Raw genomic sequence first — 13538 nt, forward strand, 5'->3', positions numbered from 1 at the left:
ACCTGTTTCCCCGGCTGTCCTGGCCGCGGGACAAGGCGAGCCGCGCCGCAGCCCCGGACGACGCCACCCCCTCGCGCCATGTCCGGGTGACGGGATCGCTCAGCCGGCGGATGATCGTCATCGCCACCGCCTGGATCCTGTTGTTGCTGGCGGGCGGGGGCTTTGCCCTTGACCGGGTGCTGACCAGCACGATCACCCGCACGTTCGACGATCAGCTGACCTATGTGCTCAAGACGCTGATCCTGTCGGCCGAACTCGATTCGACCGGGCAGGTGGTGTTCAACCGCGAACTTGCCGATCAGCGGTTTCTGGAGCCAAGCTCCGGCTTTTACTGGCAGGTCAGCGGCGGCGGGGTGGAACCCTTTCCCTCCCGCTCGCTATGGGACCGGCGCTTGCGCACCGACGGCGTGCATTTCGATCGCGGCGTCCATGTCTATGACAGCAACCAGTTTCGGGACGAGGTACTGCGGGTTGCCGAACGCGACGCGCAATTGCCGGGATCAAAGACCGTCTGGCGGTTTCAGGTGGCACAGGACCGGGCGGCGCTGAATGGACAGCTGGCGGAACTGCGTCAGACGGTCGTGCGCAGCTTCGCCATTCTCGGCATCGGCCTGATCGTGATGGCGGTGCTGCAGACCTGGTACGGCCTGTTGCCGCTGCGCAAGGTGCAGAAGGAAATCGCCAATCTGCGCGCCGGGACGACGACGCGGGTGGCGGGTACGATGCCGGCCGAGGTTGCGCCGATGATCGAGGAGCTGAACGCCCTGGTCGCGCATAACGACCGTCAGGCGGAAGAGGCGCGCCGCCATGCCGGCAACCTTGCCCATGCGCTGAAAACGCCGCTGACGGTGATCATGAACGGGGCGGCCGCCGGTCAGGCCGATCTGGCCGACACCGTGATTCGGGAAGCGCGCACGATGCGGCGACAGGTGGACCACCATCTGGCCCGCGCCCGCGCAGTGGGCAGGCGGGGGTCGGCGCACAGCCGCGCCGCCGTCTGGCCCTCGGTCGAGGCGGTCGAGCGGGCGGTCGCGCGGCTCTATCCCAATGTCCGCATCGATGTGACCGGGCCAACCGATCCGATCGCCCGGATCGAGCGGCAGGATCTGGACGAAATCCTGGGCAATCTGGTCGAAAATGCCGCCAAATATGGCGGGGGCAGCGTGTTCGTCACCGTGGTGACCGAAGCCGGCTATGTCGAAATCCAGGTCGAGGACGATGGCGTCGGCATTCCGGAGGCGGACCGCATCCGCATCTTTGACCGCGGCGTCCGGCTGGACAGCGGCAAGCCGGGCACCGGCCTTGGCCTGGCCATCGTGCGCGACGTGGCCGAATTGTACGAAGGCACCGTGGCGCTGGAGGAAAGCGAGGATCTGGGCGGCCTGCTGGTCCGGCTGCGCCTGCCGTCCGCCTGAACCGGCCATGGTCCCTGCCATGGTCCGCGCCATGGTCCGCGCCATCCTCGGCCCGGCCATTTCCTTTCCGGCCCATGCACAGTAAGGGGCAGCGCCATGCCGCCCGCGCTCGCCCATATCGACACCTGGATCTTTGATCTGGACAACACGCTGTACCCGGCGTCGTCGAATCTGTTCGCCCGGATCGATGCGCGGATGACCGATTATATCGCCCGGCTGCTCGGCATGTCGCAGGACGAGGCCTATGCCCTGCAAAAACAGTATTATTTCGATCATGGGACGACGCTGGCGGGGTTGATGGCCCGGCATGGCGTCGATCCGCACCATTTCCTGGACGATGTCCATGCGGTCGAACTGGACGTGATCGACCCCGACCCGGTGCTGGCTGCGCGCATCGCGGCGCTGCCGGGCCGCAAGCTGGTGTTTACCAACGGCGATACCGCCTATGCCGAACGGGTGCTGGACAAGCGCGGGCTGGGCAGCGTGTTCGAGGGGGTGTGCGACATCCTGGCCACCGGACTGGTGCCCAAACCCGATCCGCGCGCCTATGCCACGCTGTGCGCCGATCACCGGGTTCAGCCGCAGACCGCGCTGTTTGCCGAGGATCTGGCCCGCAATCTGGCACCGGCCAAGGCAATCGGCATGGCGACTTTGTGGATCGACGGCGGATCGGAACAGCCGCCCGCCGACGCCCTGCCCGATTATATCGATTTCACGACGCACGACCTGAGCCACTGGCTCGCAGACCTTCATGGGGAACTCGCATGACCGACGCGCTTCAAGCCACCATCGATCAGGCATGGGACGATCGTGCCAGCCTGTCGCTGACCACCACCGGCGAAGTGCGCGATGCCGTCGAATCGGCGATTGCGCTGCTCGACGCGGGCGAGGCGCGCGTTGCCGAGCCGGATGGCGAGGGGGGCTGGCGCGTCAATCAGTGGCTGAAAAAGGCGGTGCTGCTGTCGTTCCGCCTGAACGACAATGTCGTCATCGATGGCGGTGCGGCCGGGGCGCCTGCATTCGACAAGGTGCCGAGCAAGTTTGCCGGATGGGACGATGCCCGGTTCCGCGAGGCGGGGTTCCGCGTCGTGCCCGGCGCGGTTGCGCGGCGCGGGTCGTTCATCGCCAAGGGCGCGATCCTGATGCCCAGTTTCGTCAACATCGGCGCCCATGTCGGTGAGGGGACGATGGTCGACACCTGGGCGACGGTCGGTTCCTGCGCGCAGATCGGCCGGAATGTCCACCTGTCCGGCGGTGCCGGGATCGGCGGCGTGCTCGAACCGCTTCAGGCAGGCCCGGTGGTGATCGAGGACGGCGCATTCATCGGCGCGCGTGCCGAAGTGGCAGAGGGCGTTCGCGTCGGTGAGGGCGCGGTGCTGTCGATGGGTGTCTATCTGGGTGCGTCGACCAAGATCATCGACCGCGAGACGGGCGAGGTTCATCGCGGCTTCGTGCCCCCCTATTCCGTGGTGGTGCCCGGCAGCATCGGCGGCGGGGACGGCAAGCCGGCGCTGTATTGCGCCGTGATCGTCAAGCGGGTCGATGCCCAGACGCGGTCAAAGACCAGCATCAACGATCTGCTGCGCGATTAAGGGCGCGGCGGACCGGCCGGGCACCCAATGAGCCGGCTACGAATGAAAAAGGCGGGGCCGAAACCCCGCCTTTTTCAATTCTGGTGCGGCCGAGAAGACTCGAACTTCCACGTCCTTTCGGACACAACGACCTCAACGTTGCGCGTCTACCAGTTCCGCCACGGCCGCACGTGAAGGACCGGGTGGCTGGCATCCGGTCGCTGGCAGGCCGCGGCCAATAGCAAGGCGGCGCGGGGCTGGCAATGAGTCAAATCCGGTCGCGCCGCCGCTATCCGACCAGCCCCAGGCCAAGCACCAGCATCAGGAACAGCGTCAGAATGATGGTGATGAACACCGACAGCATTGCCGTTCGCCACAGCGCGCTGAACCGGGACAGGCGATAGGCGCCGCGCAACTGGCGATAGAGGTGAAAGGGCGGGGCCAGCATGATGACCCAGCCAATCAACGCCCAGGAGGCACCAAGCCCCTGCGCGATCGTCACCGTGATGAACAGCAGGGACATGAACGAAATGGAATATGTGACGAAGATCGCATGGTCGTACCCGCGCAGGCCCCGTTTCCATGCGAACAGAATCCATACGAACGGGATCGACAGCGGGATCAGCAACCAGCTGAATTTATAGGTATTTGCCTGCAGCTTATACAGCATCAGGCCGGGATCGGATCGTGCCTTGGCAATGCCCTTGTCCAGCCGCTTCCACCCCGTCTTGATCGCGCCCTCGCCATCGTCACCGTTGATGACGAAGGAGGGACCCATGTTTTTGAGGATATCTGCCTGCACCTGCAGCTGCTTGACCTTCTGCACCTGAGCGGGTCGTCCCGGCATATCCTGCGGCATGGCGTCCAGCTTGGCCGTTTCCGTGCTGAGCTGCGTGCGGACCTTGCCAAGCTCCTCCTTCATTTCGGCCGCCGCCGCCGGGTCCATCTTCACGTCGGTCGGCACCTGGATGCCCATGATCTGAAGCACGGCGAACATGGTGAAGATCGAAAACAGGAACATCGCCATGGGCGAGACGAATCGCGCCCGCTCGCCATCGATATAGCGGCGGGTCAATTCGCCCGGCCGGGTGATCAGCATGGGCAGCGTCGCCCACATCTTGCCTTCGAAATGCAGGACGCCGTGCAGCAGATCGTGCCAGATCGCGCCGATGCTGCGATGGACATGGCCCGCCTGCCCGCACCGGTGGCAATGCGGCCCGATCAGGGTCGTCCCGCAATTCAGGCACAGCGTGCCCGCATCGCCATGCCCCTCACCGGCGCGCGGTTCCACCGCACGACCCATCAGCGCGCCCGTGGCAAGTTCCCCTGCCGCCTCGATTCCCCCCGTCATGTGCGAAGGGCTATCAATTTTTCCGCTGCGATGCGAGAGAGGGCCCCGGAGAAAAGCCGATGACCGCAACCGTCGAAATCGCCCGTTCCGCTGCCGATCCCAAGGCGTTGATCGAGGGGATGGCCCGCGCCGCCCGCGCTGCATCCGCCGCGCTGGCGGCAATGCCGACCGCTGAAAAGGCCGCTGCGCTGCGCGCCTGCGCCGCCGCCATCCGTGCGCACGGCCCGGCGATCATTGCCGCCAATGGCCGCGACATGGAGCGCGCCGCCGCCAATGGCCTGTCGCCGGCCATGCTTGACCGGCTGAAGCTCGACGACAAGCGGGTTGAGGGGATGGCGGCAGGGGTCGAGGCGGTGGCTGCCCTGACCGATCCGGTGGGTCAGGTGATCGACCAGTCGACCCAGCCCAACGGGATGCTGCTGAAGCGCGTTCGCGTGCCGATCGGCGTCATCGGCATCATTTATGAAAGCCGCCCCAATGTAACCGCCGATGCCGGCGCGCTGTGCGTCATGGCGGGCAATGCCGCGATCCTGCGCGGCGGATCGGAAGCGATCGAGAGCAACACCGCGATCCACGCCGCGCTGGTCGAGGGGCTGGCGGCGGCGGGTGCGCCGGTCGATGCGATCCAGCTGGTTCCCACGACCGACCGTGCGGCGGTGGGCGCGATGCTGGGCGCGGACGGCCTGATCGACCTGATCGTCCCGCGCGGCGGCAAGTCGCTGGTCGCGCGGGTGCAGACAGAGGCGCGGGTGCCCGTGCTCGCCCATCTGGACGGCATCTGTCACACCTATATCGACGGGTCGGCCGATCCGGCGATGGCGCTGGCCATTGCCGTGAATGCCAAGATGCGCCGGACGGGCATTTGCGGGGCGACCGAAACGCTGCTGATCGACCGGGCATTCGCCGATCCCGCGCCGATTCTGGCCGCGCTGGCCAAGGCGGGTTGCGAACTGCGCGGGGACGATTCGGTGCGCGCGATCGAACCCAGCGTGGTGCCGGTCGCCGCCAATGACTGGGACACCGAATATCTGGAACCGATCCTGTCCGTGGCGCTGGTCGATGGCGTCGATGCGGCGATGGTGCATATCGACCGGCATTCCAGCCGGCACACGGACGCGATCATCGCCAGCGATCCCGAAATTGCCGAGCGGTTCCTGAACGGCGTCGATTCGGCGATCGTGATGTGGAATGCCTCTACCCAGTTTGCCGATGGCGGCGAATTCGGGCTGGGCGCGGAAATCGGCATTTCGACCGGCCGCCTGCACGCGCGCGGCCCCGTCGCGCTGGAAGGGCTGACGACGTACAAATGGCAGGTGATCGGCACCGGCCAGGTGCGGCCGTAACCGGGGGCGCGTCGTCTGAAGCGCATCGGCATCCTGGGCGGATCGTTCAATCCCGCCCATCGCGGCCACCGCCATATCTCGCTGGAAGCCATGCGGGCGCTGGGGCTGGACGAGGTGTGGTGGCTGGTGTCGCCGGGCAACCCGCTGAAGGACGGGGCATCGGACATGGCGCCGCTCGACCGGCGGCTGGCATCGGCCCGCGCCATGGCCCGGCGCGCGCCCATCCGGGCATCGGCGTTGGAGACGCGGCTGGGCACCCGGTACACGCTGGATACCGTGCGCGCGATCCGGAAACTCTATCCGCGCCACAGCTTCATCTGGCTGATGGGGGCGGACAATCTGGCCCAGTTTCACCGCTGGCGCGGCTGGCGCCGGATCGCGCAGGAGGTTCCGATTGCGGTTCTGACCCGTCCGGGGTATGATGACGATGCTCGCGCGAGTGCCGCGATGAGCTGGCTGCGGCGGTTCGTCCGCCCCGCAGGCCAGGGCAGGAACTGGACGAAGTGGAGATTGCCGGCCCTCGTGCTGCTGCGCTTCCGCCCCGATCCCACCTCGGCGACCCGCATTCGGGCCGTCAACCCCGGCTGGCACAGGCCACCGGGATCCCCAACCCGCCCATCCGTCCCCAGCCGCTAGGAGGTTCCTTGGCAACCCGACCCCAATCCGTGTCCCCATCCAGCCCGCAGGAAGCGGAGGCGCTGCATCAGCTCGTCCTCGCCTCGCTGGACGATGACCAGGCGGTGGAAACCGTGTCCATCCCGCTCGCCGGCAAGTCGAGCATCGCCGATTACATGGTGATCGCATCGGGCAAGTCGACGCGGCAGGTGGCATCCATGGCGACCAAGCTGGCGGAAAAGATCAAGGCGCAGTGCGGCCGCACGGCGCGGGTCGAGGGGCTGGCAACGGCCGACTGGGTCCTGATCGATGCCGGCGACGTGATCGTCCATCTGTTCCGCCCCGAAGTGCGCAGTTTCTATAATCTCGAGCGGATGTGGTCGTTCGGCGATACGCCCGCGACCGGCGGCGCCGCCTGATTCCGCCCGCCCGACCCGGCTGATGCTGCTGCACATCGTCGCGCGCGGGCGCATCGGCCGGGGGGCGGAGGCGGAGCTGGTCGACCGTTATCTGAAACGGGTCAGCTGGCCCGTCCGCATCACCGAATTGCCCGATCAGGGCGGGCGCATCCCCCCTATCGAGCCGGGGACCCGCCTGGTCCTGCTCGATGAAAAGGGCCGCGACCTGCCATCCGTCGACCTGGCGGCGACGCTGGGTCGCTGGCGCGACGACGGCGTGCGCGAGGCGCGGTTCATGATCGGGGCTGCCGACGGGTTTGACGATGCCGAGCGGAAATCGGCGGACCTGCTGCTGTCCTTTGGCCGCCTGACCTGGCCGCATATGCTGGCCCGCGCGATGCTGGCCGAACAATTGTGGCGATCGGTCAGCATCCTGTCCGGCCATCCCTATCATCGGGAGGGGTGATGGCGGCCCGGCCGATCCTTGCCCTGATCGCGCTGGCCACGCTGGGTGCCGCGCCAGCGGCCGACATTGCCCGCCAGCGCGCCGCCCTGGCCGAGGCGCGGCAGGCCAGCGCCGCTGCGGCCGAACGTGCGCGGGCGCTGGAACAGCAGGCGGCCGATGCCGGGGATGCGGCGGTCCGCGCGGGACAGGCGCGGGCGGCACTGGTCGCCCGGATTGCGGAAGCGGAGGCTGAGCTGACCGCCGCGCGGGCGCGCGTTGCCCTTGCCGCGCGGCTGCTTGGCGAACAGCGCCGGCGGCTGGCAGAGCGGCAACAGGGGATCGTGCGGCTGATCGCGGCGATCCAGTCGCTGGCCCGTCGGCCCGCTGCGCTTGCGCTGGCCCGGCCGGGCAGCACTGACGATATCGTCCATGCCCGGGCCGTGCTGGGCACGCTGGTCCCCGTGATCCGCCAGCGCACGGCAGCCATCCGTCGGGAGATTGCGGGATCGCAGCGGCTGCGCGCGGCGGCGAGCCAGTCCGTCGATGCCCTGTCCCGGTCCCGCGCCACACTGGAGACGCGGCGGATCGAACTGGCCCGGCTCGAATCGACCGAGCGGCTGCGCGCCGAACGACTGGGCCGGGTGGCGCTGGGCGAAAGCGACCGGGCCATCGCGCTGGGCGAGCGGGCACGTGACCTGATCGACCAGATGGCGGAGGGGGACCGGGCACAGGCCGTGCTGAGCGACCTGATGGCGCTGCCCGATCCGCTGCCCCGGCCGGGCAAGAGCGAGGCAACGACGGCGGTACGCGGCACGGCGCCGGGTTACCGCGTGCCCGCAATCGGCCGCGTCGTCGCCGGTTATGGCGGCGTCACCTCTGCCGGGGTGCGCGCGCGCGGCACGACGCTGGCGGCATCGCCGCTGGCGGTGGTGGTCGCCCCGGCACAGGGTCAGGTGATCCATGCAGCGGCATTCCGCAGCTATGGCGGGGTCGTCATCGTCGATCACGGCGCTGGCTGGACCACGCTGATTTCCGGCCTGGATACGATCAGCGTCCGGACGGGGCAGCAGGTGGCGGCGGGCCAGCCGCTGGGTCGCATGACGGCCAGCGGCGCGCCGGAACTGACCGTTGAACTTCGCCGACGCGGCCGTCCCGTCGACTGGCTGTCGCTGATCGACTGACGGCCCTTGGCGGGGCGCGCGCCGCCCGCTACGCCATGGGCCATGCCTCCCTATCTCGAACTCATGCAGCGCGCGCTCGACCACGGGGTGGAACAGCGCGACCGCACCGGCGTCGGCACGCTCAGCGTGTTCGGCCATCAGATGCGCTTTGATCTGGCCAAGGGCTTTCCGGTGCTGACGACGAAGAAGCTGCATCTACGATCGATCATCATCGAACTGCTCTGGTTCCTGCGCGGCGATACCAATGTGCGCTGGTTGCAGGATCGCAAGGTCAGCATCTGGGACGAATGGGCCGATGAGGCGGGCGACCTTGGCCCCGTGTACGGCAAGCAGTGGCGGCACTGGGAAGCGCCCGATGGCCGAACGATCGACCAGATCGCCGACCTGGTGCAGCAGATCCGCACTCAGCCCGCCAGCCGCCGCCAGATCGTGTCGGCATGGAACCCCGGCGAACTGCACCGCATGGCGCTGGCACCGTGCCATTGCCTGTTCCAGACCCATGTCGCGAACGGCAAGCTGTCGCTGCTGCTGTATCAGCGGTCGGCCGACATCTTTCTGGGCGTGCCGTTCAACATCGCCAGCTATGCGCTGCTGACCCATATCCTGGCCCAGCAATGCGACCTGGAGGTTGGGGAATTCATCTGGACCGGCGGCGATTGCCACCTTTACCTGAACCACCTGGATCAGGCGCGGGAACAGCTGTCGCGCACGCCCGGCCCGCTGCCCCGGCTTGAAATCCTGCGCCGCCCGGACAGCATCGACGGGTATGACTATGAGGATTTCGTGATCCACGATTATGTGGCGCAGCCGCATATCAAGGCACCGGTGGCGGTATGATGACGCTATACCTTGCCCGGGCGACCAATGGCGTGATCGGCCGTGACGGCGATCTGCCCTGGCGGCTGCCCGCCGATCTGAAGCGGTTCAAGGCGCTGACCATGGGCAAGCCGATGGTGATGGGTCGCAAGACGTTCGAAAGTTTCCCCAGTCCGCTGCCCGGCCGCCGCCATATCGTGCTGACCCGCGATGCAAACTGGTCCGCCTCCGGGGCCGAGGTGGCGCACAGCGTCGATGCCGCGCTGGCGCTGGCGGGCGATGTTCCCGACGTGGCGATCATCGGCGGGGCAGAGGTTTTTGCCCTGTTCATGCCCATGGCCGACCGGATCGAACTGACCGAGGTTCATGCCGAGCCGGAGGGGGACGCCAGCGTTCCCGCCTTTGGCCCGGAATGGCGAGAGGCGGCGCGGGAGGACCATGCGGCCGAGGGCGATCGCCCGGCGTTCAGTTTCGTGACGCTCGTTCGCGGGTAATCGCCGTTCGCCTTGGACCATCGCTGGGAACCGCGTTAGCATCGCGCCCGATAAACGGGACAAGGAGGGGGCGATGATCCGCAAGCTGCTGCTGGGTGTGCTGGCCCTTGTCCTGATCGCTGCGACCGCCTTCTTCACCCTGGCCCCCGGCATCGCCGAGCGGGGGATGAACCGTGTCGTTGCCGGGCAGCGGCCTGAAATCACGCCCGTTGCCCGCGCCCTGCACCGCCGGCTGGCGGTGGCGGACCTGCATGGCGATACCCTGTTGTGGAAACGCAGCCTGCTCAGCCGCTCTGACCGGGGGCAGGTCGATCTGCCGCGGCTGCGCGCTGGCAATGTCGCGCTTCAGGTGTTCTCCAGCGTCACCAAAACGCCGAAAAATCAGAATTACGCCGCCAATACGGGCGAAACGGACAACATCACCCTGCTTGCCATCGGGCAGATGCAGCCGCCGCGCACCTGGGGTTCGTTGCTGGAACGATCGCTGTTCCATGCCGAAAAGCTCCGCGTGGCAGAGGCGGGATCGGCGGGCGCGCTGCGCGTCATCGACAGCCCGGCGGCGCTGGACGGCCTGCTCGCCGATCGCCGTCGGGGGGTGAAGGTGACCGGCGCACTGCTGTCGGTCGAGGGCCTGCACAATCTGGAGGGGCGGCTGGACAATGTGGACCGGCTGTACGCCGCCGGGTTTCGCATGGCCGGCCTGGTCCATTTTTTCGACAATGAAGTCGCCGGGTCGATGCACGGGGTGGCGCGGGGCGGGCTGACCCCGCTGGGTCGGCAGGTGATCCGGCGGATGGAGGCGCGTGGCATGATCGTCGACATTGCCCACGCCAGCCATCGGTCGGTGGCCGAAATCCTGGCCATGGCCCGGCGGCCCGTCCTGTCCAGCCATGGCGGCGTCCAGGCGGTGTGCCGGGAAAACCGCAACCTGACCGATGATGAGATCCGCGGCGTTGCCCGCACCGGCGGGGTGGTCGGCATCGGTTATTGGGACGGCGCGGTCTGTTCGGTGGACGTATCGGCGATCGTCCGGTCGATCCTGCACGTCCGCGTCCTTGTCGGCATCGACTATGTCGGACTGGGATCGGATTTCGACGGCGCAGTGACCACCGGGTTCGATACCGGCGAATTGGTGCTGATCACTCAAGGCCTGATCGATGCCGGCCTGTCCGAACGCGATATCGCAAAGGTGATGGGCGGCAATGTGCTGCGCGTCCTGCGGGCAGGGATTGCGCCGCTGCCCTAGCGGATGACCGATGTGCCGGATGCGGACGGGCTGGCCCGCCCGATACCGGTCAGACCCGCATCGGCATCAGGACGTAGAGCGCGGCCGACTTGTCGTTTTCGCGGATCAGCGTGGGCGCCCCGGCATCGGCCAGATGCACCTCGATCGCGTCGCCCTCCACCTGGCTCAGAATGTCGAGCAGATATTTGGCGTTGAACCCGATTTCGAATCCCATCGCGGCATAATCGCCGGGCACTTCCTCGGCCGCGGTGCCATGTTCCGGGCTGGTCACCGAGAGCGTGACCTTGTCCCGGTCAAGCGCCAGCTTGACGGGCCGCGCCTTTTCCGTGGCGATGGTCGACACGCGGTCGACACCGGCCATCAGGCTTTTCGGATCGATCTTGAGCAGCTTGTCATTCGCGGTCGGGATGACGCGGCTGTAATCCGGGAAAGTGCCGTCGATCAGCTTGGACGTCAGGATCGCCTGGCCCAGGTCAAAGCGGATCTTGGACGTGGACAGCGAAACGCCGACCGATCCGTCCACTTCGTCCAGCAGCTTGCGCAGTTCGTTCACGCATTTGCGCGGAACGATCACGCCGGGCATTTCCTCTGCGCCATCGGGGCGCGGCACGGTGACGCGGGCCAGCCTGTGGCCGTCGGTCGCCGCGGCCTTCAGCACCGGCTGCGCCTCATCCGTCACGTGCAGGAAGATGCCGTTCAGATAATAGCGCGTTTCCTCGGTCGAGATCGCAAAACGGGTCTTGTCGATGATCTGCTTGAGCGTGGCGACGGGCAGTTCGAACTGGACCGGCAATTCGCCCTCGGCAATCACCGGGAAATCGTCGCGCGGCAGGGTTTGCAGGCTGAACCGGGCGCGGCCGGCCGTCACGGTCAGTCGGCCGTCGCTGGCGGCCAGTTGCACCTGCGCGCCCTCCGGCAGCTTGCGGGCGATGTCGAACAGCATGTGCGCGGGCACCGTGATCGCGCCCGACGTTTCGATATCGGCCTTCAGCGTCTCGTCCACCTGCAGGTCGAGGTCGGTCGCCATCAGGCGGATGACACCGTCGCCGGTGGCGTCGATGAGGACGTTGGACAGGATGGGAATGGTGTTCCGCCGCTCCACCACCGAATGGACATGGCTCAGCCCCTTGAGAAGCGTCGCGCGTTCGATCGTGGCCTTCATGTCCGTTCTATCCCCCGGGGCTTCTCGCCCTGTTTTCCGATGCCGTTCCGAGTGGACTGGATTCGGTTAACAGCTGGTAATACCGCCTCATCCTTAACGGCAAAAAGGGCCGGGGCAAGCGGCCCCGACCCTTTCCCGCCTGATTTGGCGATGCTTGCCGATCAGAAGCGCAGACCGACGCCCGCGACGACCTGATGACGGTCGGTATCGACGTCGAAATTGCCGATCGTGCCGCCTTCGTTGAACTCGAGACGGGCATCGCCATAGTTGGAATAGCGATATTCGACCTTGGCAAAGGTGTTGGTGCCGATGGCCTGCTCAACGCCTGCGCCCAGACGATAGCCGTCCAGCTTGAAGTTGCGGCCGACCTCGGTCACGCCGTCGCTGGCCGTCGCGTCCAAACGGGCATTGGTATAGCCTGCCTTTGCATAGACCAGCGTGGACGGCGTGGCGAGGATACCCGCGCGGGCGCCGACATACAGGTCACGACCGGTCTTCACCTGGCCATAGCCGAAATAGTTCGGATCGGTGTTGTTGTTGTCGACGCTGGCGGTCGAATCACCGATTTCCGCTTCGGCACCGATCACGGCGCCACCGATCTGGTAATCATAGCCCAGCTCGGCGCTGTACTGGAAACCGTCGATGGACTGATCGTCGCCCTCGATATCCGAATCCTCGGTGCTGCCAGACCGCACATTGTCGTAACCGCCAAGCACGGCGATCCGTCCGCCCGTCCAGTTGGGCGCGGTATCCTGCGCCATGGCCGGCGTTGCGATCGTGGCGGCGCCAAGCGCCAAAAGGGTAAGGGTACGCATAACAACTCCTACTCAAAAGCTCCGCTGCAAGAGCGCGGAGAGGCGGGTTAAGCGCAGAGCGAGGCTGTCAGTTGCATGAACCGCACGTAAACGCCGATTAACCGTTGCAATTTCGCCACAGGGGCTTGAAACCGTGGGGCATGAAGACAACCGAATGGCCATTTCGCGGGCGTATTGGGCCTGAAATAACACGTAAATCCGTGGCTTTTTCTGGGCTGATACTGGTCGGTGTGCTCGCCGCCGGTGGCACGGCGACTGCCCGGAACGTGATCGGCGTCTATGGCGCATGGGGTGCATTCTCCGACGCGATGCCCCGGCGATGCTATGCGATGGCGCGTCCGCTGGAACGGGGCGGGGCGGCATTTGCGGCGATCGCCAACTGGCCGGGCGAGCGAATCAGGCATCAGCTGCACCTGCGATTGAGCCGCCCGCGCAGCGAGCGAGCGCCGGTGACGCTGGCCGTCGGGGAACGGCGTTTCGTACTGATGGCCGGGCCATCGGACGCCTGGTCGCCCGATGCCGCAACCGATCAGGCGATCGTCACCGCGATGCGATCGGCCCGGTCGATGACGGTCGAAACCATCGCCGCCAATGGCCGGCCGTTCGTCGACAGCTATGCCCTTAACGGGGCTGCTGCGGCCATCGATGCGGCCCGGCTTGGCTGCGGCACCGCGCCCCGGCGCTGA

15 protein-coding genes and 1 tRNA gene are annotated in these 13538 nt (G+C 66.8%); 12 read left to right on the top strand and 4 right to left on the bottom strand.

Features of this window, described 5'->3' with window-relative positions; translation table 11 throughout:
- Positions 1 to 110 precede the first annotated feature (110 nt).
- The 3 genes from NYR55_RS09040 (at position 111) to dapD (ending at position 3007) form a co-directional block, all read left to right on the top strand.
- Positions 111 to 1415, top strand: coding sequence for a HAMP domain-containing sensor histidine kinase (locus tag NYR55_RS09040; RefSeq protein WP_260021609.1), 1305 nt, complete (start codon positions 111 to 113; stop codon positions 1413 to 1415).
- A 96-nt stretch (positions 1416 to 1511) separates the two neighbouring features.
- Positions 1512 to 2183 (top strand): pyrimidine 5'-nucleotidase, encoded by a 672-nt coding sequence (locus tag NYR55_RS09045; protein ID WP_260020928.1) that lies wholly within the window; start codon positions 1512 to 1514, stop codon positions 2181 to 2183.
- Positions 2180 to 3007, top strand: coding sequence for a 2,3,4,5-tetrahydropyridine-2,6-dicarboxylate N-succinyltransferase (gene dapD, locus NYR55_RS09050; protein ID WP_260020929.1), 828 nt, complete (start codon positions 2180 to 2182; stop codon positions 3005 to 3007). Before NYR55_RS09045 ends, dapD begins: the two co-directional genes overlap by 4 nt.
- Before the next feature lie 81 nt (positions 3008 to 3088).
- Here the strand turns inward: dapD and NYR55_RS09055 are convergent.
- Both NYR55_RS09055 and NYR55_RS09060 read right to left on the bottom strand, forming a co-directional pair.
- A tRNA-Leu gene (locus NYR55_RS09055) sits at positions 3089 to 3175 on the bottom strand.
- 100 nt (positions 3176 to 3275) lie between these two features.
- Positions 3276 to 4337 (bottom strand): DUF3667 domain-containing protein, encoded by a 1062-nt coding sequence (locus tag NYR55_RS09060; protein WP_260020930.1) that lies wholly within the window; start codon positions 4335 to 4337, stop codon positions 3276 to 3278.
- Positions 4338 to 4396: 59 nt separating this feature from the next.
- Here NYR55_RS09060 and NYR55_RS09065 point away from each other — a divergent pair, with 59 nt between their 5' ends.
- The 8 genes from NYR55_RS09065 (at position 4397) to NYR55_RS09100 (ending at position 10875) form a co-directional block, all read left to right on the top strand.
- Positions 4397 to 5680: a glutamate-5-semialdehyde dehydrogenase gene (locus tag NYR55_RS09065; RefSeq protein ID WP_260020931.1), complete on the top strand. Its 1284-nt coding sequence runs from the start codon at positions 4397 to 4399 to the stop codon at positions 5678 to 5680.
- Between the two features lie 15 nt (positions 5681 to 5695).
- On the top strand, positions 5696 to 6316 hold the full coding sequence (locus tag NYR55_RS09070; protein ID WP_260021611.1) for a nicotinate-nucleotide adenylyltransferase: 621 nt from the start codon (positions 5696 to 5698) through the stop codon (positions 6314 to 6316).
- Positions 6317 to 6345: 29 nt separating this feature from the next.
- Positions 6346 to 6714: a ribosome silencing factor gene (gene rsfS, locus NYR55_RS09075; protein WP_260021613.1), complete on the top strand. Its 369-nt coding sequence runs from the start codon at positions 6346 to 6348 to the stop codon at positions 6712 to 6714.
- Between the two features lie 22 nt (positions 6715 to 6736).
- Positions 6737 to 7159, top strand: coding sequence for a 23S rRNA (pseudouridine(1915)-N(3))-methyltransferase RlmH (locus NYR55_RS09080; protein ID WP_260020932.1), 423 nt, complete (start codon positions 6737 to 6739; stop codon positions 7157 to 7159).
- Positions 7159 to 8319: a peptidoglycan DD-metalloendopeptidase family protein gene (locus NYR55_RS09085; RefSeq protein WP_260020933.1), complete on the top strand. Its 1161-nt coding sequence runs from the start codon at positions 7159 to 7161 to the stop codon at positions 8317 to 8319. Before NYR55_RS09080 ends, NYR55_RS09085 begins: the two co-directional genes overlap by 1 nt.
- A 42-nt stretch (positions 8320 to 8361) precedes the next feature.
- A complete protein-coding gene (locus tag NYR55_RS09090) occupies positions 8362 to 9156 on the top strand; it encodes a thymidylate synthase (protein WP_260020934.1) in 795 nt (264 codons plus the stop codon).
- A complete protein-coding gene (locus NYR55_RS09095; RefSeq protein ID WP_260020935.1) occupies positions 9153 to 9629 on the top strand; it encodes a dihydrofolate reductase in 477 nt (158 codons plus the stop codon). Before NYR55_RS09090 ends, NYR55_RS09095 begins: the two co-directional genes overlap by 4 nt.
- Positions 9630 to 9702: 73 nt before the next feature.
- Entirely contained in the window at positions 9703 to 10875 is a 1173-nt protein-coding gene (locus NYR55_RS09100; RefSeq protein ID WP_260020936.1) for a dipeptidase, read from the top strand.
- Between the two features lie 49 nt (positions 10876 to 10924).
- Here the strand turns inward: NYR55_RS09100 and dnaN are convergent, their stop codons facing one another.
- Entirely contained in the window at positions 10925 to 12037 is a 1113-nt protein-coding gene (gene dnaN, locus NYR55_RS09105; RefSeq protein WP_260020937.1) for a DNA polymerase III subunit beta, read from the bottom strand.
- Positions 12038 to 12198: 161 nt separating this feature from the next.
- Entirely contained in the window at positions 12199 to 12852 is a 654-nt protein-coding gene (locus tag NYR55_RS09110) for an outer membrane beta-barrel protein (protein WP_260020938.1), read from the bottom strand.
- Between the two features lie 200 nt (positions 12853 to 13052).
- On the opposite strand from NYR55_RS09110, the gene NYR55_RS09115 reads away from it, so the two are divergent.
- Positions 13053 to 13538, top strand: coding sequence for an invasion associated locus B family protein (locus tag NYR55_RS09115; RefSeq protein WP_260020940.1), 486 nt, complete (start codon positions 13053 to 13055; stop codon positions 13536 to 13538).

Source organism: Sphingomonas sp. BGYR3 (assembly GCF_025153455.1).
Classification (GTDB): Bacteria; Pseudomonadota; Alphaproteobacteria; order Sphingomonadales; family Sphingomonadaceae; genus Sphingomonas.

Bases quoted from the DNA above. Each gene is read 5' to 3' on its own strand.
- NYR55_RS09090 (WP_260020934.1), top strand. From the start codon at position 8,362: ATGCCTCCCTATCTCGAACTCATGCAGCGCGCGCTCGACCACGGGGTG.
- NYR55_RS09110 (WP_260020938.1), bottom strand. From the start codon at position 12,852: ATGCGTACCCTTACCCTTTTGGCGCTTGGCGCCGCCACGATCGCAACG.
- NYR55_RS09100 (WP_260020936.1), top strand. From the start codon at position 9,703: ATGATCCGCAAGCTGCTGCTGGGTGTGCTGGCCCTTGTCCTGATCGCT.
- NYR55_RS09060 (WP_260020930.1), bottom strand. From the start codon at position 4,337: ATGACGGGGGGAATCGAGGCGGCAGGGGAACTTGCCACGGGCGCGCTG.
- NYR55_RS09065 (WP_260020931.1), top strand. From the start codon at position 4,397: ATGACCGCAACCGTCGAAATCGCCCGTTCCGCTGCCGATCCCAAGGCG.
- dnaN (WP_260020937.1), bottom strand. From the start codon at position 12,037: ATGAAGGCCACGATCGAACGCGCGACGCTTCTCAAGGGGCTGAGCCAT.
- NYR55_RS09095 (WP_260020935.1), top strand. From the start codon at position 9,153: ATGATGACGCTATACCTTGCCCGGGCGACCAATGGCGTGATCGGCCGT.
- NYR55_RS09040 (WP_260021609.1), top strand. From the start codon at position 111: ATGATCGTCATCGCCACCGCCTGGATCCTGTTGTTGCTGGCGGGCGGG.
- NYR55_RS09045 (WP_260020928.1), top strand. From the start codon at position 1,512: ATGCCGCCCGCGCTCGCCCATATCGACACCTGGATCTTTGATCTGGAC.
- dapD (WP_260020929.1), top strand. From the start codon at position 2,180: ATGACCGACGCGCTTCAAGCCACCATCGATCAGGCATGGGACGATCGT.
- NYR55_RS09080 (WP_260020932.1), top strand. From the start codon at position 6,737: ATGCTGCTGCACATCGTCGCGCGCGGGCGCATCGGCCGGGGGGCGGAG.
- NYR55_RS09085 (WP_260020933.1), top strand. From the start codon at position 7,159: ATGGCGGCCCGGCCGATCCTTGCCCTGATCGCGCTGGCCACGCTGGGT.